Source organism: Streptomyces chilikensis, assembly GCF_001642695.1.
GTDB classification, from domain to species: domain Bacteria; phylum Actinomycetota; class Actinomycetes; order Streptomycetales; family Streptomycetaceae; genus Streptomyces; species Streptomyces chilikensis.
On record NZ_LWCC02000155.1, the window covers coordinates 1 to 21,619 of the forward strand.

Genomic DNA, 21,619 nt, shown 5'->3' on the forward strand with positions numbered 1-21,619 from the left:
CCCCCACGCCGCCGCCGGCCGGCGGGTCCCTCCCCGCGGGCGCGGTCTCACGTGCGGGGCGGAGGGCCGCCCCCGGAGGAGCCCGCCAGCCACGTGTGCCACACGCGGCGCGTGTTGGGCACCTCGGGGTGGTCCAGCATCCACCGGACGTAGCCGGCGTGACAGCGTGCCCACGGATCCCCGGAGTCCGCGGCCCGCGCCAGCCGCTCCCGGAGGTCCGCGCCGTCGACGGCGCGTGCGACGCCCACGTACTCACGGTCCTTGCAGCGGTGGGCCCGCCGCACGGCCAGTTCCACCAGGCCGACCAGTCGGGCCGCGACCGCGGGATCGTGATCGGCTCGGGCCAGGGCCCGCAGGAGGGACTGCTTGGCTCCCCAGGACTTCGCGTGGAGGGTCCACTCCCGCGGGTACCGCGCCTCCCACTCCAGGAACAGCAGGCCGTAGGGGAGGCCCGGCCATTCCGTGACCGGCCGGCCGTACGCCCTGCCGGACAGCCCTTCGGGCAGCGAGTGACCACAGAGACGGTGGTACTCCTCGAGCGCCCGGCGGAAGGCCGGCTCGCGGTACTGCTCCTCGGGGCCCAGGGGCAGGGTGAGGGACCAGTATTCGTTGACCCGCTCCAGGGCCCGGGCGGCGCACCGCTTGGCCCCGTCCAGGCGTGCGAGCGCCGCCGCGCGCTCGGCGGGGTCGTCCGATGTCAGCCCCTGCGCCCATCCGAGCCGGGCGTCCCAGGCCCGGCGCTCCTCCTCCGGCTCCTTCACCGCCGCCTCCCGTCCGTCGTCCCTCGCCTGCCGGTGGGTCACGCGCCCCCGCAGCGGCGATCCTCGCACCGCGCACATCCGGGTCGGCAAGGGGATTTCACGGCGCGTGGCGTCCGCGCCGGACCGCGCGGCGGCCCACGGGCCCCGGACGGGCCCGGTGCCGCTGCGGACGGCCGCGCCGGAGGACGGCCGGGAGCGGGCGGTTCCCCGCCCGCTCCCGGCCGTCCGCCGCACGGAGCGTCAGGAAGGGCGTTCAACCCACTTTCGGGGGTGGGGATCAAGCCGTTGACGCTGTTCGGGTGAACGGGGAATGCGTGCCTTCGCCCGCGTTGCTGGGACCATGGGAACGATGGCTCACAGCCGACCGGAAGGAACATGCCTCATGGTGGACGTCGGGCGCTTCGGCATCTGGAGCGGGAAGCTCCGCGAGGGCGGGGACGAGGCGGTGGAGGCCGTCAACGAGCTGGACAGGCTGGGGTTCGGGGCCGTGTGGTTCGGCATGGGATCGATCCCGGCGGCCGGTGAGCTGCTGACGGCGTCGTCCCGGATCGCGGTCGCCACGGGCATCCTGAGCATCTGGCAGTACGACGCGGCGATGGTCGCCGAGCAGGCGGCGGCGGTGGAGGACCGGCATCCCGGGAGGCTCCTGCTGGGACTGGGCGTCAGTCACGCGCCGCTGGCGAAGAACTACCAGAAGCCGTACTCGGCGATGGTCGCCTATCTGGACGCGCTGGACGCGGCCTCGGCGCCGGTCCCCCCGGGGTCGCGGGCGCTGGCGGCACTGGGGCCGAAGATGCTGCGGCTGGCGGCCGAGCGGACGGCGGGCGCCCACCCGTACCTGGTGGACGCGCAGTTCGTGGCGCGGGCCCGGGAGACGCTCGGCAAGGGACCGCTGCTGGCGCCGGAGGTGAAGGTGGTGCTGAACTCCGACCCGGCCGAGGCGCGGCGGATCGCGCGGCAGACGGTGGACATGTACACCCGGCTGCCCAACTACACCGACAACTGGCTCCGCATGGGCTTCGAGGAGGAGGACTTCGCGGGCGGCGGCAGCGACCGGCTGATCGACTCGGTGGTGATCTGGGGCAGCGACGACACGGTCCGGGCCCGCCTCGCCGAGTTCCACGACGCGGGCGCCGACCACGTGGCGGTCCAGGTGCTCGACGGTGCCCCCGACCGTCATCCGCGCGAGGGCTGGCGCCGGCTGGCCGACCTGCTCGAGCTGCGCTGACCGCCGGCGCGGCAGGACGGGCGGGCGGGGCCCGGTGCCCCGCCCGCCCGCGGCTCAGGCCGTCACCAGGGTGAGCCCGTAGCGCCCGAGGATCTCGTTCACCGGCTGGAACCAGGTCTGGCCGCCGGTGGAGCAGTTGCCCCAGCCGCCGGAGGTGACGCCCTGCGCCTGGTCGCCGCTGATGAACGAGCCTCCGGAGTCACCGCCCTCGGCGCAGACGCTGGTCCTGGTCATCTGGCGCACCGCGCCCTGGCTGTAGTTGACCGTCTCGTTCTTGGCCAGCACGGTGCCGCAGTGCCAGCGGGTGGTGGAGCCGGAGCGGCAGATCGACGCCCCGACCGGCACCTCGTGGGAGCCGCGCACCAGCTGGTCGGAGACGGTGCCCCAGCCGAGGACCACGGGAACGGTCCACCAGCCGCTGCCGACGTTCACCCAGGCGTAGTCGTTCTCGGGGAACGACGAGCCCTGGATGTTGCCGATGTAGGTGCGGTCCCAGCCGCTGACCGGCTGGCCCGCCCCGCCGCAGTGCCCGGCGGTCACGAAGCCGCCGACCACCGAGAAGCCTATGGAGCAGCGGACGTTGCCGGTGTAGAAGGGGTCACCGCCGACGGTGCCCGCGGCCAGGGTGCGCGGCGCGCCCGGGACCTCCTCGACGGTCACCGGACCGGCCTCGCGGGCACGGTCGAGGAACCGCTCGACGGCCTTGTCGGCGAGGTGTCCGTCCGCGACGTTCACGACGACGGTGTTGGCGCGGGGGTCGACGTGCCAGCCGGTCACCCCCTCCGGGGCGTCGAGCCGGTCGATGCGCCTCTGGGTGGCGTCCAGTGCGCGGGCGTCGTGCCGGACCGTGCGGACGTCGGCGCCGGTGGCCCGGACGGCACGGCGGGTGCGGTCGGGGGCGTCCGAGGCGACGGCGACGGTCAGCCGTCCGGTCTCCGCGTCGAACCAGGAGCCTCCGTAGGCGGAGCCCGCGGCGCGGCGCGCGGTGGGTTCGAGCGCGGTCGCGCTCTCCTCGGCGGCGAGGCGCTCCTTCGCCTCGGCGGCGGTCAGGCCCAGGTCCTGCCGCATCGCGCGCAGCAGCCCGTCGGAGGCGGGGGCCTCCTGGGCGGTGGAGGTGCGGTGGTCGTCGGCCGAGGCGGCGGGGGCCGCCACGGTGGCCCACGCTCCGACGAGGAACAGCGCGGCGAGCGTGCCGCGCGTGAGGGTGTCGCGTCTCATGGGAGAGCCTTTCGGTCCGTTCCGGCAGGGGCGGTGGAACCAGGGATTTCCAGGAGCGCCCTCCCGGCCCGCCGTCCGGTGCGGCCGCGGGCGGGCGGGGAGGCGGGGGCGGGCGGACCGGGGCGGACCGCCCGCCCCCCCCTGTGGGGGGATGGGTGGGGGGAGGGAGGAGGCGGGTGCCGGGTCAGGAGCCCGCGCCGAGCTCCAGGGTCCAGGACGTCGGAGCGCCGTCCTGGAGGTGGCCGTCGACCGGGGGCGCGCCCGTGGGGCCGACGTCGTCGTAGGGGAAGGCGTAACCGACGGCGGCGTGCTCGTGGACCAGCCGGGAGTAGTGGTTGGTGATCGCGTGCCCGTAGTACCGGTCCGGGGACACGCCGTCCGGCTGGTCGTCGCCGCCGGGCACCAGCAGGGAACTGCGGTTGAGCGCCGCCGCCAGGCGGGCGGCCACCGCGCCGCGGGCGTCGCCGCCCGAGTTGTACAGCGGGCCGCTCGCGCAGCCGAAGATGTCGACGGCGCTGGGCCTGGTGAACGGCACTCCGTTGTCGTCCAGTCCGGCGAAGGTGAGCACCCCGCCGGACACGCGGCCCGTGTACCTGCCGGTCGGTCCCTGGCCGTCGACGGTCAGTGGCGTGGTCCCGTAGTGGCGCCAGACCTCGTCGAGGTAGGGCTCCCAGTAGCCGTCAAAGCCGCTGGGGGCGTGGACGGGGGCCGTCACCCGGACGACCTCGCCCGCGTCGTCGGTGACCACCAGCCGGTCCCAGGGCGCGCCGTCGGCGGCGTGCTGGGCCCTCAGCCCCTCGGCGATCCGGCCGAGCGCTCCGGCGGGCAGCGCCGGGACCGACTGCGCGCCCGCGCTGCCGGTGGTGGACATGGCGACGGGGAGCGACACCATGTCCACGTAGCTGATGTTGGCGTACAGGTTGGCGCTGTTGTACGTGAACTCGCAGAAGGTCCAGTGGGTGCGCCAGTTGGGGTCGCTCGGGGTGAGCGCGGGCTGGACCGTGCCGGGAGGTCCGTCGCCGTTCGCCGGGTTGACGAAGAACCGGAGCTTCGCGCCCACGGAGAACCAGACCCGGCCGCTGATGACGTACTGGTTCAGCGTGACCCGCACCCCGGGGGAGCCGGACGCGCCCAGGGGGATGGAGTGGTCGGGGGCCGGCGTGAGGACCGAGGTGGGGTTCGGCAGCCGCCGGAAGCTTCCGTCGGCGGTGACGAAGCCGGGCCGGCCGGACTCGTCGGTGCCGCTGATGTAGGCGTACGCGGTGTCGCTGCCGGACGTGTTGCGCAGGGTGACCGGCAAGGACGGTGCGGCGGACGGTGTCCCACCGGCCGCCGCGCGCGCCGGACCGGTGGGGGACCAGGCGGGCGCGCCGAGCGCGGCCGCCGTACCCGCGACGAGGAAGGACCGTCGGGAGACCACGCGTTCCTCCTGAGGACGTCCCGGGGCGGGCCGGAACGGCACGCTGCCCGGAAAGGTGGGGGGACCAGGCGGGTGGGGGCGGGCGCGCGCGAAGGAGGACCGTGCGGGCGCCCACCCCGATGTGGCGTGTGCGGTTCTGATGAAATCCTGCCGCTTTTGAAACGTCAAGAGTTCTGAGAGCGCTCTCAGTTGACAAATTCCGACCTCGAGTCGGGTGGGCGGTGGAGGAACACCGCGCTCCCGCCGGTCGGCGCGCGGCGGACGGGAGTGGCGGGGCCGGCCCCGGGCCGTGGCCGCGGAGTGCGGGGGCTGCCTGGAACCCCGACTCCATCCGCACCCCACGTTCCTTCAGCCCGGCCAGGACGGGATCGAGGTCGCTCCGGTGGGCCCGCCTGCTCATCGGGTCCGGGGGGAGGACGTGACGCAGGGACGGTACGTCGAGCAGGGGGTCGTCACCCGGATCCGGATCCGGCTGCGCGCCGGCTCCCGGGGCGGCAGACTGACGTGATGATCGACTTCACCGGTGCCCCTGCCAAGGCCGACCTCCACCGTTACCTGCAGGACGCGCGTGACGCGCTGCTGTGGAAGCTGGAAGGGCTCTGCGAGTACGACGTCCGCCGTCCCCTCACCCCCACCGGCACGAATCTGCTGGGTCTGGTGAAGCACCTGGCGTGCATCGAACTGGGGTATCTGGGCGACGTGTTCGGACGGCCCTCCGGCATTCCCCTGCCGTGGGTCGCGGACGGAGCCGAGCCGAACGCCGACATGTGGGCCACGGCGGAGGAGTCCCGCGCGTTCGTGGTGGACCTGTACCGCCGGGCCTGGGCGCACGCGGACGCGACGATCGACGCGCTGCCGCTGGACGCGGTGGGCACGGTGCCGTGGTGGCCGCAGGAGCGGAGCGAGGTCACCCTGCACCACGCCGTGGTGCGGGTGACCGCGGACGCGCAGCGGCACGCGGGGCACGCCGACATCCTGCGCGAGCTGATCGACGGGGCGGTGGGGATGCGGGAGGACGACGGGGCGCTGCCGGAGGGGGACGCGGCGTGGTGGCAGGCCCACCGGGCCCGTCTGGAGCGGGCCGCCCGCGAGGCCTGACCCCGCCCCACCGCGGCGCGCGCCGCGGGCGGTGTCTCCCCGGGCGGCCAGGGGGTCCGGGAGGCGGCCTCACCGCGGCGCGCACATAGCGGCAGCCCAAAGCTATGTGCTGCCACTCCACTGGCAGCGCCGGTGCCCGTTCGTACGGTTCGGAACGCGTGCCCCGCATGCGCCTCGCCCCGCTCCCAGCCCCCACCCCGTCCGGGAGGACCCCATGCCGCTTCCTGGCCGCCCCCGCTCCGGGGCCCGGCCGGGCGGGTTCGGCCTGACCGCCGTGCTCGCCCTGCTGCTGGCCCTGTTCGCCGCTCCCACGCCCGCCTCCGCCGCCTCGCTGACCCAGGTCACCGGGTTCGGCACCAACCCGGGCAACCTCCAGATGTACGCCTACGTCCCCGACGGGCTCCCCGCCGGCGCCCCGCTGGTCGTCGCCATGCATGGCTGCACGCAGAGCGCGCCCGACTACCACGCGCACTCCGGGTGGGCCAAGTACGCGGACCTGTACGGCTTCGCCGTGGTGTACCCGCACACGTCGAGCGCCAACAACGCCAACTCCTGCTTCAACTGGTTCCAGTCCTCCGACCACAGCCGGGGCCAGGGCGAGGCGCTCTCCGTCAAGCAGATGGTCGACCACGCGATCGGCCGCTACGGCAGCGACCGGTCCCGGGTGTTCGTCACCGGGCTGTCGGCCGGCGGGGCGATGACCGCCGCGATGCTCGCCGCCTACCCGGACGTGTTCGCCGGGGGTTCCATCGCCTCGGGCATCCCGGCCGGCTGCGCCACCGGCGTGGCCAACGCCTACACCTGCATGTACAACGCGACCCCCAGGACCCCGAAGCAGTGGGGCGACGCGGTGCGTTCGGCGTCCGGCGGCTGGACCGGCCCGTGGCCGCGGGTCGCCGTCTGGCACGGCACCTCCGACACCACCGTGGTGCCCGCCAACGCCACCCAGTCGCGCGACCAGTGGACCGACGTGTGGGGCCTGGGCCAGACCCCCAGCTCCACCGCGTCCCTCCCCGGCAACACGACGCAGGCCGTCTACACCGACGCGCGGGGCGTCCCGGCGGTCACCACCTTCACCGTCTCCGGCATGGGACACGGCACCGCCGTCGACCCCGGCTCCGGCACCCAGCAGTGCGGCACGGCGGGCACGTACTACCTCGACACCATCTGCTCGAGCTACTACACCGCCCTCTTCTGGGGCCTCGACGGCGGCTCCGCGGGTCCGGGCGTGCCCGGCGCCCTGCCGGCGCCGACCGGACTGACGGCCGGGCAGGTCACCGAGAGCGGCCTCACGTTGTCCTGGAACGCGGTGGCGGGGGCGGCCTCGTACGAGATCCACCGCGGCGGCTCCCGGGTCGGCACGGTCACCGGCACCTCGTACACGGACAGCGGGCTCTCCCCCGGCACCGCCTACACGTACACCGTCGCCGCCGTCGACTCCGCCGGAACGGCCGGAGCACGCTCCGCGGCCGTCACCGCCACCACCACCGGCGGCGACGGGGGCTTCGAGCCGCGCTGCCACACGGCCTCCAACTACGCCCACGTGCAGGCCGGCCGCGCCCGCCACAGCGGCGGCTACGCCTACGCCAACGGGTCCGGGCAGAACATGGGCCTCTACAACACCTTCTACAGCCACACCCTGGAGGAGACCTCGCCCGGTCACTTCGTGATCTCCGACTCCGGCTGCCCGTCCTGATCCACGGCCTTCCCCCGCGGGGCCGTCACCTCGGTGGCGGCCCCGCGTTCCCGTCGGCGCCGGCGAAATTATCTTGACGTCAAGATTCATCAGGTCAAGACTCATCCTGAGCAACCCTCAGGAGTCCTCATGCCTTTCACGCCGTCCCGCCTGCTCCCCGACGACCGCCTGGTACGGACGATGTCGTACCAGTCGGTGCTCTCGGCCTTCGCCGAGGGCGTCTTCATCACCGGAGAGGCGGTGTACTTCACACAGGTCGTCGGGCTGAGCCCGGCACAGGTCGGCCTGATGCTGACCCTGTCCCTGACCGCGGCCTTCCTGTTCTCCGTACCGCTCGGCCGCCTGACGGACCGGCTGGGGACGCGGCGCAGCTGGAGCCACGCGTCGGTGCTCCAGGCGGTGTTCTTCGCCTCCTGGTTCCTGGCGGGCGGTTTCGCCACCGCACTGGCCGTCCTGGTCCCGCTGGTCCTGGCGGAGAACTGGGCGCGCACCGGCCGCAACGCCTACCGGGTGCAGATCTTCCCGCGCGAGAAGCGGGTGCACGCCAGCGCGTACCTGCGCGCCGCCCGGAACCTGGGCTACACCCTGGGCGCGACGGCCGGGGCCGTGGCCCTCGCCCTGGACGACCTCACCCTGATCCACGCGGTGCCGCTGTTCACGGCGGCGGTGCTGCTGGCCAACGCCTTCTGGATCGGCCGCCTCCCCGAACCGCCCCGCACCGGGCCCGTGACGCACGCCGCCGCGACCCCCGGGGCGGCCGCCGGGTCCGCCCGCCGCGGGGACCCCAGGGCCGCACTGCGGAACCGGGGCTTCGTCCTGCTGACCTTCCTCAACGGCGTGCTCCGCACGCACCAGGTACTGCTGACCACGGTGATCCCGCTCTGGCTGGTCACCGAGACCGACGCACCGAAGGTGGTGCTGGCCTGGCTGTACGGCACCAACACCCTGATGGCGGTCGCCCTCCAGGTGGCCGCCGCCCGCGGCATCGCCACCGTCGCCGACTCGCTGCGCGCGCAGCGCCGCGGCGCCCTCTGCTTCCTGGCCTCCTGCGGCATCATCGCGGTCACCCACGAGACGGCCGGATGGGTGACGATCCTGCTGATGTGGGTCGGACACGTCACGGTGACCGGCGCCGAGATCTACCAGTCGGCCGGCGAGTGGGGCCTGGTCGCCGAGCTGGCCGACCCCGAGCGGCGCGGCGAGTACGAGGGGGTGGTGAACCTCGGTTCCAACCTGGGCACCGTCTGGGCCCCCGCCGCCTACACCTTCCTCGCCATGTCCTGGGGCGCGGCGGGGTGGGCGGTGATCGCCGCGGTCATCCTGACGGCGGCCGTGGCGGTCCACCCGGCGGCCCGCGCCTGCGAGCGGCACCTGCGGCGGCACGGGCTCGCACCCGAGGGGACACCGGACCGGCCGAGCCGGCCGGAGCCGCCCGCGCCCGCGGAGCCCTCCACGCCCGCGGAGCGGTCCGGACGTCCGGAGCTCCCGGAGCCGGGGACGGCCGGGGAAGGAACCGCCTCCCGTGCCTCTTTGCATGACCATACGGGATGATGCATAATCTTCCTATGTCCAAGGTCCTCACCTCCCTCCCCGTCGGCGAACGCGTCGGCATCGCCTTCTCGGGCGGCCTCGACACCTCCGTCGCGGTCGCGTGGATGCGCGACAAGGGCGCCGTCCCCTGCACCTACACCGCCGACATCGGTCAGTACGACGAGCCCGACATCGCCTCGGTGCCCGGCCGCGCCACGGCCTACGGCGCCGAGGTCGCGCGCCTGGTCGACTGCCGCGCCGCGCTGGTCGAGGAGGGCCTGGCCGCGCTCACCTGCGGAGCGTTCCACATCCGCTCCGGCGGACGCGCCTACTTCAACACCACGCCGCTGGGCCGCGCCGTCACCGGCACCCTGCTGGTGCGGGCCATGCTCGAGGACGACGTCCAGATCTGGGGCGACGGTTCGACCTACAAGGGCAACGACATCGAGCGGTTCTACCGCTACGGCCTGCTCGCCAACCCGAACCTGCGGATCTACAAGCCCTGGCTGGACGCGGACTTCGTGACCGAGCTCGGCGGCCGCAAGGAGATGTCGGAGTGGCTGGTCGCGCACGGCCTGCCCTACCGGGACAGCACGGAGAAGGCGTACTCCACCGACGCCAACATCTGGGGCGCCACCCACGAGGCGAAGACCCTCGAGCACCTGGACAACGGCATCGAGACGGTCGAGCCGATCATGGGCGTCCGGTTCTGGGACCCGGCGGTCGAGATCATGCCCGAGGACGTCACCATCGGCTTCGCGCAGGGCCGCCCGGTGACGATCAACGGCAAGGAGTTCGCCTCCGCCGTCGACCTGGTGACGGAGGCCAACGCCATCGGCGGCCGCCACGGCCTGGGCATGTCCGACCAGATCGAGAACCGGATCATCGAGGCCAAGAGCCGCGGCATCTACGAGGCCCCGGGCATGGCCCTGCTGCACGCCGCCTACGAGCGGCTGGTCAACGCGATCCACAACGAGGACACCCTCGCCCAGTACCACAGCGAGGGCCGCCGCCTGGGCCGCCTGATGTACGAGGGCCGCTGGCTGGACCCGCAGGCGCTGATGATCCGCGAGTCGCTGCAGCGCTGGGTCGGCGCGGCGGTCACCGGCGAGGTCACCCTGCGGCTGCGCCGCGGCGAGGACTACTCGATCCTCGACACCACCGGTCCGGCGTTCAGCTACCACCCGGACAAGCTGTCCATGGAGCGCACCGAGGACTCGGCGTTCGGCCCGGTGGACCGCATCGGCCAGCTCACCATGCGCAACCTGGACATCGCCGACTCGCGCTCCAAGCTGGAGCAGTACGCCGGCCTCGGCCTGCTCGGCACCGGCGGCAGCCCCGCCCTGGGCGCCGCCCAGGTCACCGGCCTGATCGGCACCATGCCGGAGGGCGGCGCGGAGGCCATCGCCTCCCGCGGCGAGGTCACCGAGGACGACGAACTCCTGGACCGCGCGGCCATGGAGTCCGGCACGGACTGACGTCGCGGCGACCCACCGCCACGAGACCCGGCCCCGGCATCCGCCGGGGCCGGGCCCGCCTCCGCCCGTCCCGCTTCCGCCCTTCCCGCTTCCGCCCCTCTCACTTCCGGCTGTACAGCCGCATCGTCACCGGCCCGAAGACCAGCAGGAGCAGCCCCGCCCAGGCCAGCGTCCAGGCGACCTCGGCGCCCGGCCACCGGCCCGCCATCAGACCGCGCACCGCGGAGGCCAGGTGGGTGATGGGGTTGTTGTTGACGAAGGCCTGGAGCCAGCCCGGCATGGTGCGCGGGTCGACGAAGACGTTGGAGAGGAAGGTCAGCGGGAAGATCACCATCATGGCGACGCCCATCACCGACTTCTCCGTGCGCAGCAGCAGGCCGAACATGGTCCAGATCCAGGAGAAGGCGAAGGAGAAGACCAGGAGCAGCAGCACCCCGGCCAGCACCCCCTGCACTCCCCCGCCGGGCCGGTAGCCGAGGACCATGCCGAGGGAGAGCATCACCGCGGAGGCGATGGTGTAGCGCAGGGCGTCGCCCAGCAGGTACCCGACCATGATCGACGGCCGCCAGAGGGAGAGCGTGCGGAACCGGTCGAAGACGCCCTTGTCGATGTCGGTGTTGACCGAGACGCCGGTGTACATGGTGATCATCACGACCGACATCACCAGGATGCCGGGCAGGACGAACTGGATGTAGTCGTCGGGCGACCCGGCCAGCGCGCCTCCGAAGAGGTACGTGAACATCAGCAGGTTCATGACCGGGAAGGCCGTGACGTCGAACAGCTGGTCGGGCACGTGTTTGATCTTCAGGACCGCCCGCCACCCGAAGGCGAGGGAGGCGGTCAGGGCGCTGGGCCGGGGCGGCCGTTCGGTGGTGACGAGGACCGGGGCGACGGACTCGGCGCTGAACGGGGTGGGCTCGCGGATCTCGGTGGTTCCGGTGGCGGTGCCGTCCGGGCGGGTGTCGGTGGTCATGCCGTCCTCTCCGTACCGGTCGTGGTGGTCGTGCCGGCGGGGCCGGCGGTGGTGCCGGGGGTGGCCGTCCGCGGCGTGGGGCCGTCGGCGCCGTGCCCGGTGAGGGCCAGGAAGACCTCGTCCAGGCTGGGCTGGCCGAGCGCGAAGTTGTCCACGGTGATGCCGAGCCGGGCCAGTTCGGCCAGGGCTCCGGCGGCGCGTTCGGCGGCGGTGGCGGTGCTGGAGGCGCCGATCCGGGCGGTGAGCGCGACGGGGTCGTGCTCGTGCTGGACCTGCGCGTCCAGCGCCCGGCGCAGGATCTCGGCGGCGCGGGGCCGCTGCGCGGGGTCGCGCAGGCGCAGCAGGACCGAGCCCGCGCCCACGGATGCCTTGAGCTCGCCCTTGGTGCCCTCGGCGATCACCTTGCCCCGGTCGATCACCGCGATCCGGGAGGCGAGCTGGTCGGCCTCGTCCAGGTACTGGGTGGTGAGCAGCACGGTGGTGCCCTGGGCGACCACGGCCCGCACGATGTCCCAGACCTGGTTGCGGCTGCGCGGGTCCAGGCCGGTGGTGGGCTCGTCGAGGAAGAGCAGGTCGGGGGTGTTGAGGATGGACGCGGCGATGTCGATCCGGCGGCGCATGCCGCCGGAGTACTGCTTGACCTGCTTCCCGGCGGCCTCGGCGAGCCCGAAGGCGTCCAGGAGCCGGGCGGCGCGTTCGCGGGCGGCCCGGCGGCCGTGTCCGAGGAGGCGGCCGAGCAGCAGCAGGTTCTCGGTGCCGGTGAGGTCCTCGTCCACCGAGGCGTACTGGCCGGTGAGGCTGACGCGGCTGCGGACCCGGTCGGCGTCCCGGACGACGTCGTGGCCGAAGACGCGGGCCTCGCCGCCGTCGGGGCGCAGCAGGGTGGCGAGCATCTTGACCACGGTGGTCTTGCCGGCACCGTTCGGGCCGAGGACCCCGTAGACCGTGCCGGTGGGGACGACGAGGTCGACGCCGTCGACGGCTCGCGTCCCGCCGAAGGTCTTCACCAGGCCCGCCGTCTCCACGGCCGGGGCGGGCGTCGGCTGGTTCATGGGGAACTTCCTCTCCGGTGCTGCGGGGAACTGCCGGGGTGCGGGGGCGTCAGGGCCGCGGGGGGCCGCGGGGACGCGCATCAGTGCAGACCCCGGCGGCCCCGCGGACTCATCGGTCGGCGCGGTTGCCGCCCCTTCCTCCGATGCCGAGGGAGGCCGGCGGGACCGGCGGGTCGGCCGGCGCGCCGGCGGCGGGAGGACGCACGGTGACGTGCGTCCCTCCCGCGATCGCCGGTGCCGCGAGCCGCTGCCGATGGCGGCGGCGGTGGCGGTGGCGCTGGCGGGTGTGGTCCCGGTGGCCTTCGTGGAGGGGACGGCCCGTCGCCCGCCGGACGGTTCTCCGCCGCCGGTCTCCACGCCGCAGGAGGCGGCCCTCCTGGTGGAGAGCCGGGCCCCGGCACCGCGGTTCTGGGCCCCGCACCCGTCCCACGGCCCCGTCCCCCGGATCCGGCTGACGCGGCCGCCGGAGACGCCGGACGAAGCGGCGGTCACGACGATGCCGGCCCTCTCCCTCCGCGGGCGGACACACCCCCTACCTAATCCCTTTAGGTTCCTGCATAATGGGTGTCGTATCCCGTGACCGCCCGCAGAGGAGGAGACCCGGATGGTCCGAGCCGGAGTGACCCCGGAGCGCCTCGCGCGGGCCGGGGCGGAGCTCGCGGACGAGGTGGGGTTCGACCAGGTCACCGTCTCCGAGCTGGCCCGCCGCTTCGGCGTGAAGGTCGCCAGCCTCTACTCGCACGTCAAGAGCTCCCACGACCTCAGGACCCGCATCGCCCTCCTCGCCCTCGAGGAACTGGCCGACCGCGCGGCCGACGCACTCGCCGGCCGCGCGGGCAAGGACGCGCTGGCGGCCTTCGCGGACGCCTACCGCGGCTACGCCCGCGCGCACCCCGGCCGGTACGCGGCCGCCCGCTACCGGCTGGACCCGGACACCGCGGCGGCGAGCGCCGGCGTGCGGCACGCGCAGATGATGCGGGCCATCCTCCGCGGCTACGACCTGCCCGAACCGGACCAGACGCACGCCGTGCGGATGCTGGGCGGCGTCTTCCACGGCTACGTCGAGCTGGAGCTGAGCGGCGGGTTCGCGCACACCGCCGTGGACCCGGAGGAGTCGTGGGCATGGGTCGTCGACTCCCTCGACGCCCTGCTGCGCGGCCGTCCGGCCGGTGCTTCCGGCACCTGACCCCCTCCCCCGCACCCGGAGAGCAGGCCCCGCCCGATGAGCGACACCCCCGACGACGAGCTGATCACCACCCCGGTCACCGCCGGCCTCCTGCGCGGCGCCCTCGACGTGGAGCACACCGCGCACGGCCTGCTGCCGCACCGGCTGCCGGCCCGGGCCCGGCGGCAGATACCCGACGACCACCTGGCCCAGGCCGAGGCCCAGCCCTCCGGCGTGCGGCTCGCGTTCCGCACCCGGGCCACCCGCGTGGAGCTCGACGCCCTGCCCACCAGGCGGGCCTACCGCGGCGCTCCGACCCCGGCGGACGGCGTCTACGACCTCCTCGTCGACGGCGCCCTCGCCGGCCGGACCGGTGTCCCCGGCGGCCGGGTCCGCACCCTCGACCTGACGGACGGGTCCGTCGAGGTGCGGGAGGGAGCTCCCGGCACCGCCCGCTTCGACGGCCTGCCCGCACGGGACAAGGACGTCGAGATCTGGCTCCCGCACCACGAGGTCACCGAGCTGATCGCGCTGCGCACCGACGCCCCGGTGGAACCGGCCCCCGACCGCGGGCGCCGGGTGTGGCTGCACCACGGCAGCTCCATCAGCCACGGCTCCAACGCCGTGCACCCCACGGAGATCTGGCCCGCGCTGGCCGCGGCGGCGGGCGGCGTGGAGCTGGTGAACCTCGGGTTCGGCGGCAGCGCCATGCTCGACCCGTTCACCGCTCGTACGATGCGGGACACCCCGGCGGACCTGATCAGCGTCAAGCTCGGCATCAACGTCGTCAACGCGGACGCGATGCGGCTGCGGGCCTTCGTCCCGGCGGTGCACGGCTTCCTTGACACCCTCCGCGAGGGACACCCCGACACGCCGCTGCTGGTCGTCTCGCCGATCCTGTGCCCGGTCCACGAGCACACGCCCGGACCGCTGATGCCCGACTTCGGCGACGACGGAAGCGTGCGCTTCAGGGCCACCGGCGACCCGGCCGAGGTCCCGGCCGGACGCCTGACGCTGACCGTCGTCCGGGACGTGCTCGCCCGCGTCGTGCGGGAACGGGCCGCCGACGACCCCCACCTGCACCTCCTCGACGGCCTCGACCTCTACGGCGAGGACGACCACGCCGAGCTCCCGCTCCCGGACGCCATCCACCCCTCCCCGGCCGGGCACCGCCGCATCGCCGGCAACTTCGCCCGCCTGGCGTTCGGCCCCCGCGGTCCGTTCGGCCGGTGACGGGCGGGCACGGCGGACCGAGCCGGTGCGCCCGTACGGCGGAGGGGGCGGGCGGGGCGCGACGGGGACGGGCGGCAGTCCCGGCCGGCGAGGTCTGCGGCGGCCCGTGCGGGAAGTCCGCGCTCCGGCGCGTCGGCGAACGGTGAGCGGGAGCGGTGGCGGTGGCCGGGGCCGCCACCGCTCCCCCGGTCAGGACGCCGGCTCGACGTCCGGGATGCCGTTCGCCGGCGGCGCGTCCTTCGCCGCGGAGTCGTCCTCCTCGATCGGCGCGTCGCCGATGTCGGTGACCAGGACGGGCGTCAGCGGCTCGCCCCTGCCGTCCTCGAGCCGGACGACCTCCATGCCGGAGATGCCGAGGTGGCTGTCCTCGGAGTAGCGGAACGGCGCGAGCCCGGGCCCCTCCAGGGTGGAGCCGACCTTCTCCAGCGCCTTGACCACGCCCTCGCGGGTGGGGTCGTCCCCGGCCGCCTGGAGCGCCTGGACGAAGGTGTAGGCCTGGGACATTCCGTAGATGCGGTAGTTGGTGAGCTCGCCCTCCGCGCCGTGGGCGTCCCACACCTTCTGCCACAACTTCAGCCACTCGCTGTCGGTGGCGTCGGTGCCGGGGATGTACTCGGTGGTGAGCACGCCGTCCAGCAGACCGGCGCTGCCCTTCACCTTGCCCTCGGAGAACCGGGCGAGCAGCGCGCCGACGAGGGCGGGGTCGGAGCCGACGTTGCTGTGGAACCACTTCGGCCTGAAGTTGATCTTCATGGCGGTGAGCTGGCTGAGCGCCGTGTACGAGGGCACGTTGAAGCCCAGGACCAGGTCGACATCGGCGGCCTGGAGCTTGGCCAGCTGCGGGGCGACGTCGGTGTTGCCCGGCGTGTACCTGACGGTCTCGACGATCTGGTCGTCGATGTACTTGCGGGCTCCGGCCTCGCCGTCACGGCCGAAGTCGTCGTCCTGGAGGAACAGGCCGACCTTGGCGTCGGGCATGTTCTCCTTGACCCACTGGCCGATGATCTTGCCCTCGATCATGTAGTCCGGCTGCCAGCCGAAGGTCCACGGCCGCTTCGCGGGGTCGTCGCCCCACATCAGGGAGCCGCTGGAGACCATCAGGTCGGGGACCTTCTCGGCGTTCAGGAAGTCGACGACGGCGGTGTGGGTGGGCGTGCCGAGCCCGGCCACCATGCCGAAGATCTCCTCCTTCAGGACGAGTTCGTTGGTGACGGTGCTGGTGTTGGTCGGGTTGTAGGCGTCGTCCTTGACGACGTACTCGATCTTGCGGCCGTTCACCCCGCCGTTGGCGTTGACGTAGTCGTAGTAGGCCTTGTGGCCGCTGGGGATCTCGCTGTAGCCGGGGGCGGCGACACCGGTCAGCGGGAAGTGGCCGCCGATTTTGATGGTGTCCTCGGTGATGCCGGCGTCGGGCGCCGCCTTCCCCTCCCCGTCGTCGGGACGTCCGCCGGCGCCGCAGGCGGCGAGCAGGGCGGCCGCGGTGAGCAGGCCGGCGAGTCGCGTCGTGCGACGGAACCTTCGTGTTCGCTGCACGGTGGTGCCTCCTTCGGTGTGCCGCGGCCCGGGGCGCCGCCGCGTGGGTTCGGTGGCGGCCCTCACGCGACGCCCCTGCGCCGCCGCCAGAGGTTGCGGAGGGTTCCGGTGATGCCGGCGGGCGCGACGAGGATCACCAGGATCATCGTCAACCCGTAGACGGCCGGCGCGAGTTCGGCCGCACGGACGTCGGTGAGCCCGGCGTCCGTGCCGAGGCCGGTGACCAGGTGCGGGAGGAAGGTCAGCAGCGCGGAGCCGATCAGGGCTCCCGTCAGGCTGCCCAGGCCGCCCAGCACCACGGCGCTGAGCAGGGTCAGGGAGAGGGTGAGCGAGAACCCGCTGGGCGCGGTGATCCGTACCGCCATCGCCATCACGGCGCCGGCCAGGCCCGCGCAGGCGGTGCTGACCACGAACGCCAGCACCCGGGCCCGGCCCAGGTGGATGCCGGCGATCTCGGCGGCCACCTCGTCGTCGCGGACGGCCCGCCAGGTCCGGCCGACCCTGCCGCGCATCAGGTTGGCGAGCAGCACGTAGGTGACGACCAGGGCCGCCCAGCCGATGTAGGCGACGTACTTGGTCGGGTCGAGTTCGCTGCCGGTGACGAAGTAGGCGGCGTCCAGCACCCACACGGGCGTCTCGGGCATCCGGACGCCCAGCCCCTGTTCCCCGCCGAGGCGTTCGAAGTGGAGCACGACACCGGGCACCGCGACGGCCAGCGCCAGGGTGGCGCCGGCGATGTACGGACCGTGCAGCCGGGCCGCGGCGACGCCCACGACGGCGCCGACCAGCAGTGTCACCAGGGTGGCCGCCGCGAGGACGACGGGCAGCGGGAGCGCGGGCGGTTCCCCGTCGAGGAACAGCGCGGTGGTGTAGGCGCCGACGGCCATGAACGCGCCGTGCCCGAGGGAGAGCTGGCCGTTGAGTCCGGTGAGGACGGTGAGGCCGCCGGCCGCGATGCCGAGGTAGGCCATCGACGCGAGCTGGGAGTTGGCGAAGGAGCCGGTCGTCTCCATCACGACCGTGACCGCGAGCAGGCCGAGGACGGCGAGGGACAGGTGCCGCGGCAGCACCGAGCTCCTCCAGCGCCGCCGCGGCCCTCCCCGTCCGTCTGCGGCGGCGGCGGGGTCCTTCTCCCCGGCTTCCGTGGTGGTGGGCATGGTCGTCAGACCCTCCGTTCCGCGTGGTGCGAGAAGAGGCCGCCGGGCCGCAGCAGCAGCACGGCCATCAGGATCACGAGTGCGGCGAGCGGTACGAGTTCGGAGCCGAGGTAGCCGCTGACGGCGCTCAGCGACAGGCCGAGCAGCATCCCGCCGATCACCGATCCGACGGGGCTGTCGAGGCCGCCGAGGACGGCGGCGACGAAGCCGTACACCACCACCGAGTCCATGTAGGCGGGGTGCACCAGGCTGCCGCCGGCGATCAGCAGTCCGGAGAGCGAGCCGACCAGCGCGGCCAGCGCCCAGCCGAGGGTGAGCATCCGGCCGACCTTGACGCCCAGGACCCTGGCGACCTCCTGGTTGAAGGCGGCGGCCCGCATCATGAGCCCGACCTCGGTGTACCGGAACAGCAGCACCAGCAGCCCCATCACCACCATCACGGCGAGGACGGTGAAGACGCCGAAGCCGGTGAGCGCGACGGGGGTGTCCCCGACGGTGAGGCCGCGCACCCCGAAGGGCGCGGGGAACGAGCGGTAGCGGGAGCCGAAGACGATGCCGGCGACGGCGTGGATGAGGATGAACAGGCCGAGGGTGAGGATGACCGCGTTGATCTCGGCCTTGCCCTCGACGGGCCGCACCACCACGCGTTCCACCACCGCGCCGAGCAGCAGGCCGCTGACCAGCGCCGCGGCGAACCCGGTCCAGTAGGAGTGGCCCGCGTCGATGATCACCAGGGCGATGTAGGTGGTGATCATCGCCATCGGCGCCTGGGCGAAGTTGACGATCCGGGTGGACCGCCAGATGAGGCAGAGCGCCAGCGCGAACGCCGCGTAGACCGCTCCGAGGGTCAGCCCGCCGAGCGCGGTGGTGAGGAGCTGCTGCACGAGGTCTCCCGTGGGTCAGGAACCGGGGTCAGAAGCCGAGGTAGGCGTGGCGGACCTTCTCGTCGGCGGCCAGCGCCGCGGCCTCGTCCTGGACGACGACCTTGCCGAGGTTGAGCACCACGCCGACGTCGGCGATGGACAGGGCGCTGCGGGCGTTCTGCTCGACCAGCACCACGGTCAGTCCCTCGCTCGCCACCAGGGACCGCAGCAGGTCGAAGATCTGGGTGACGATCCGCGGGGCGAGGCCGAGCGAGGGCTCGTCCAGCAGCAGGACCTTGGGGGCGGCCATCAGGGCGCGGCCGATGACCAGCATCTGCCGCTCGCCGCCGGACAGGACGTGGGCGGTGGCGTCGTAGCGTTCGCCGAGCACCGGGAAGAGGCCGCAGATCCGCTCGACGTCGGCCCGGCGGGCCCGGGCGGGGCGGTGTAGTCCGCCCAGCCGGAGGTTCTCCTCCACCGTCAGCTCGGTGATCACGCCCCGGCCCTCGGGGACGTGGGCCAGGCCGAGCCGGGCCATGTCCTCGGCGGGGGCGCGGGTGACGTCCCGGCCGTCGAGCCGCACCTGTCCGCGTTCGGCGCGCACCAGGCCGGAGGCGGTGCGCAGCAGGGTGGTCTTGCCGGCCCCGTTGGCGCCGAGGACGGCGGTGACCTCGCCCTCGCGGGCGGTGAAGGACACTCCGTCCAGGGCGCGGACCGGGCCGTAGCTCGTGGTCAGGTCCCGTACGTCGAACATGTCACTCCCCCGTCCCCCGCTGCTCCCGCCCTGCCCGTTCGCCGGCCCCTTCGCCGGCCTTTCCGCCGGCTTTTCCGCCGACCTCTTCGCCGAGGTAGGCGGCGACGACGGCGGGATCGCGGCGCACCTCGTCCGGTCCGCCGCGGGCGATGACACGGCCGAAGTCGAGGACGGTGATGTCGTCGCACACGCTCATCACCAGGTCCATGTGGTGCTCGACCAGCATCACGGCCATCCGGTCGGTGAGACCGCGGATGAGTTCGCCGAGTTCGGCCATCTCGTCACCGGCGAGGCCGCCGGCCGGTTCGTCCAGCAGCAGCAGTTCGGGTTCGCCGACCAGCGCGCGGGCCAGGGCGACCCGTTTGCGGACCGGGTACGGCAGGCTGCCCGGGAGGCGGTCCGCGTACCGCTCCACGCCGAGGCCCGCCAGCGTCCGACGGGCCCGTGCGGCGAGGGCGGCGTCGTCCCGGGCGCCGCGGCCCAGGCCGAACAGGGCGGAGGCGAAGCCGGTCCTGGCGTGCCGGCCGGCGCCGACCATCACGTTCTCCAGGACCGTCATCCGGTCGAAGAGGCCGAGGCCCTGCAGGGTCCGGCCGATGCCCAGGGAGGCCAGCCGGTGCGGGCGCAGCCCGGTCAGCTCCTCGCCCTTCCAGAGCAGCCGTCCGCTGTCGGGGCGCACGAAGCCGCAGGCCACGTTGAACAGGGTGGTCTTGCCGGCTCCGTTGGGCCCGATGACGCCGAGCACCTGGCGGGGCGCCACGTCGAGCGAGACCTCGGACAGCGCCCGGACACCGCCGAAGCGGACCGACACACCGGTGATCGAGAAGAGCGCCGGCGGTCCGCCGTCGTGGTCGGTGCGCTCCGTGGTTGCGGTCGTGGGTGGGCTCAACGCGCGCTCCCTGTCTGCCCTTGCCGGGCTCGCCGCCCGGGGCGGCCGCCTGGCTGTTCGGCTCCGGCGATCCCCTACCGTGGGCGCTGTGCACAGAATCCGACATGGGCGGTGTGCACAAAGTCCCTGGTGCGCAGTGCCCTGGCAACCGGCACCGGGGCTGGCGCGCCTGTGCGCTCCGTGCCATCCTCCGGGGCCATGGGCAAAGGCACGGGCCTGACGACCGCGTCGCCGGAGCCGGCCGGCGGCGAGGGCCGGGCGGGCGGTTCCGGCGACGGGCCACGCCGTTCCGTGGAGCGGGCGTGGGCCTCGCTGCTGCCGTACGCCGACGCCATCGCCGACGACATCACGCTGACCCTGCTGGACAAGGACTGGCACGGCGAGGCCGGGCCCGAACTCCGGGCGGACATCCGCTCCAGCGTCCGCGAGCACGTCCACCGGGGCATCCGCACCATGGCCGGTCTGGCCCGCACCGGTGAGAGCACCGTGCACCTGTGGCGGGAGACCGGCCGCCGCCGAGCCCGTCAGGGTGTGCGCATGGAACATGTGCTCAACGCCTACAGCCTCGGGTCACGCGTGCTCTGGGAGGCCCTGCTGAACCGGCACGGCCGCCCGGACCACGGGCGGCCGGACCAGGAGGCGGACGACCGGGTCCTGCTGCTGGCCGGCCGGCAGATCTGGGCGGCGCTGGACCTCCAGAACGCCACGCTGGTGGAGTCCTACCGCCGTGAGGAGGCCCGGCTCCACAACCGCGACCTCCAGCGCCGCCAGCGGCTGCTGGACGGGCTGGTCGAGGGGCGCGGCGCGGACCCGGTCTTCGCCGCCGAGGCCCGGGAGGTGCTGGGGCTCGGCGCCCGCGAGCCGGTGGCCTGTGTGGTCGCCCCCTTCGACGGGCTGCCCGACGGCCCGGTCCGCGGCGCCGAGGACCGTCTCGAGCGGCTGGGCGTGACGTCCTGCTGGCACGTCCGCGGCGACATCACCTTCGGTCTGGTGGCGACCGGCGGGACCGGCCTGGACGGCCTGGTCCGCGCGCTGGGACCGGCGGTCGTGGGCCGCGCGGGGGTGGCCGCCTCGCCGGACGGCCTGGCCGGCTTCGCCACCGCCTACCGCCTCGCCGTCCAGGCCGCCGGCACCGTGCCGCGCGGCACGACGGGGGTGGTCCCCGTGACCGACCGCCTGCCCGAGGTGCTGCTGCGCGCCAGCCCCGAGGCGACCGCCCTCCTGGTCGAACAGACGGTGAGCCCGCTGCTCGCCCAGCCGCCCCACCAGGCGGCCGTCCTCCTGGAGACGCTGCGCGCGCTGCTCACCCACCACGGTTCGCCCACCCACGCCGCCAAGCAGCTCTTCTGCCACCGCAACACCGTGATCTACCGCATGCGCCAGATCGAGCAGCTCACCGGCCGCAGCCTGCGCGACCCCCGCGACCGGCTGCTGCTCACCCTCGGCGAGATGGCCGCGCCCGCGCCGGCGGTGTGAGAGCGCCTCCCCCGCCCGCCGCGGGGCGCCGCCGGGGCGGGCGGTGTTGACAGGTCCTCACCACGCCGCCAGTCTCTCCCTGCCCGGCCGTTCAA

18 protein-coding genes are annotated in these 21,619 nt (G+C 73.9%); 8 read left to right on the top strand and 10 right to left on the bottom strand.

What is annotated here, in order from left to right:
* Positions 1-47: 47 nt before the first annotated feature.
* Positions 48-761 carry a hypothetical protein gene (locus tag A2U95_RS29580; protein WP_166028666.1) on the bottom strand — a complete coding sequence of 238 codons (714 nt, stop codon included), beginning with the start codon at positions 759-761 and terminating at the stop codon, positions 48-50.
* Between the two features lie 382 nt (positions 762-1,143).
* Here A2U95_RS29580 and A2U95_RS29585 point away from each other — a divergent pair, with 382 nt between their 5' ends.
* Entirely contained in the window at positions 1,144-1,989 is an 846-nt protein-coding gene (locus A2U95_RS29585) for a TIGR03620 family F420-dependent LLM class oxidoreductase (protein ID WP_206283119.1), read from the top strand.
* Positions 1,990-2,043: 54 nt separating this feature from the next.
* On the opposite strand, the gene A2U95_RS29590 is transcribed toward A2U95_RS29585, so the two are convergent.
* On the bottom strand, positions 2,044-3,207 hold the full coding sequence (locus A2U95_RS29590; protein ID WP_166028668.1) for a S1 family peptidase: 1,164 nt from the start codon (positions 3,205-3,207) through the stop codon (positions 2,044-2,046).
* Positions 3,208-3,391: 184 nt separating this feature from the next.
* Entirely contained in the window at positions 3,392-4,627 is a 1,236-nt protein-coding gene (locus A2U95_RS29595) for a beta-1,3-glucanase family protein (RefSeq protein ID WP_166028670.1), read from the bottom strand.
* Between the two features lie 507 nt (positions 4,628-5,134).
* On the opposite strand from A2U95_RS29595, the gene A2U95_RS29600 reads away from it, so the two are divergent.
* The 4 genes from A2U95_RS29600 to argG all read left to right on the top strand — a co-directional run bounded on the left by A2U95_RS29600 (position 5,135) and on the right by argG (position 10,429).
* Positions 5,135-5,725, top strand: coding sequence for a DinB family protein (locus tag A2U95_RS29600; RefSeq protein WP_166028672.1), 591 nt, complete (start codon positions 5,135-5,137; stop codon positions 5,723-5,725).
* 214 nt (positions 5,726-5,939) lie between these two features.
* Positions 5,940-7,421: an extracellular catalytic domain type 1 short-chain-length polyhydroxyalkanoate depolymerase gene (locus A2U95_RS29605; RefSeq protein WP_166028674.1), complete on the top strand. Its 1,482-nt coding sequence runs from the start codon at positions 5,940-5,942 to the stop codon at positions 7,419-7,421.
* A 129-nt stretch (positions 7,422-7,550) separates the two neighbouring features.
* Complete coding sequence (locus tag A2U95_RS29610) at positions 7,551-8,972, top strand: MFS transporter (RefSeq protein WP_166028676.1); 1,422 nt, start codon at positions 7,551-7,553, stop codon at positions 8,970-8,972.
* A 14-nt stretch (positions 8,973-8,986) separates the two neighbouring features.
* Entirely contained in the window at positions 8,987-10,429 is a 1,443-nt protein-coding gene (gene argG / locus A2U95_RS29615) for an argininosuccinate synthase (RefSeq protein ID WP_166028678.1), read from the top strand.
* Between the two features lie 100 nt (positions 10,430-10,529).
* Here the strand turns inward: argG and A2U95_RS29620 are convergent, their stop codons facing one another.
* Together A2U95_RS29620 and A2U95_RS29625 are read right to left on the bottom strand one after the other, a co-directional pair.
* On the bottom strand, positions 10,530-11,402 hold the full coding sequence (locus A2U95_RS29620) for an ABC transporter permease (protein ID WP_166028680.1): 873 nt from the start codon (positions 11,400-11,402) through the stop codon (positions 10,530-10,532).
* Positions 11,399-12,454 carry an ATP-binding cassette domain-containing protein gene (locus tag A2U95_RS29625; protein ID WP_166028682.1) on the bottom strand — a complete coding sequence of 352 codons (1,056 nt, stop codon included), beginning with the start codon at positions 12,452-12,454 and terminating at the stop codon, positions 11,399-11,401. The genes A2U95_RS29620 and A2U95_RS29625 overlap by 4 nt, the downstream gene beginning before the upstream one ends.
* A gap of 604 nt (positions 12,455-13,058) precedes the next feature.
* Here A2U95_RS29625 and A2U95_RS29630 point away from each other — a divergent pair.
* Together A2U95_RS29630 and A2U95_RS29635 are read left to right on the top strand one after the other, a co-directional pair.
* Entirely contained in the window at positions 13,059-13,640 is a 582-nt protein-coding gene (locus tag A2U95_RS29630) for a TetR/AcrR family transcriptional regulator (protein ID WP_166028684.1), read from the top strand.
* A 36-nt stretch (positions 13,641-13,676) separates the two neighbouring features.
* Positions 13,677-14,852 carry a GDSL-type esterase/lipase family protein gene (locus A2U95_RS29635; protein WP_166028687.1) on the top strand — a complete coding sequence of 392 codons (1,176 nt, stop codon included), beginning with the start codon at positions 13,677-13,679 and terminating at the stop codon, positions 14,850-14,852.
* A gap of 189 nt (positions 14,853-15,041) precedes the next feature.
* Here the strand turns inward: A2U95_RS29635 and A2U95_RS29640 are convergent, their stop codons facing one another.
* From A2U95_RS29640 to A2U95_RS33155, 5 genes are all read right to left on the bottom strand, one after another.
* Positions 15,042-16,385: an ABC transporter substrate-binding protein gene (locus tag A2U95_RS29640; protein WP_166028689.1), complete on the bottom strand. Its 1,344-nt coding sequence runs from the start codon at positions 16,383-16,385 to the stop codon at positions 15,042-15,044.
* Positions 16,386-16,447: 62 nt separating this feature from the next.
* Positions 16,448-17,542 carry a branched-chain amino acid ABC transporter permease gene (locus A2U95_RS29645; protein ID WP_166028691.1) on the bottom strand — a complete coding sequence of 365 codons (1,095 nt, stop codon included), beginning with the start codon at positions 17,540-17,542 and terminating at the stop codon, positions 16,448-16,450.
* Between the two features lie 5 nt (positions 17,543-17,547).
* Positions 17,548-18,426, bottom strand: coding sequence for a branched-chain amino acid ABC transporter permease (locus A2U95_RS29650; RefSeq protein ID WP_166028693.1), 879 nt, complete (start codon positions 18,424-18,426; stop codon positions 17,548-17,550).
* Positions 18,427-18,454: 28 nt separating this feature from the next.
* Positions 18,455-19,159, bottom strand: coding sequence for an ABC transporter ATP-binding protein (locus A2U95_RS29655; RefSeq protein ID WP_166028695.1), 705 nt, complete (start codon positions 19,157-19,159; stop codon positions 18,455-18,457).
* Between the two features lies 1 nt (position 19,160).
* Positions 19,161-20,048, bottom strand: coding sequence for an ABC transporter ATP-binding protein (locus A2U95_RS33155; protein ID WP_240958352.1), 888 nt, complete (start codon positions 20,046-20,048; stop codon positions 19,161-19,163).
* Between the two features lie 198 nt (positions 20,049-20,246).
* On the opposite strand from A2U95_RS33155, the gene A2U95_RS29665 reads away from it, so the two are divergent.
* Positions 20,247-21,524 (top strand): PucR family transcriptional regulator, encoded by a 1,278-nt coding sequence (locus A2U95_RS29665; protein WP_240958354.1) that lies wholly within the window; start codon positions 20,247-20,249, stop codon positions 21,522-21,524.
* Positions 21,525-21,619: the final 95 nt, after the last annotated feature.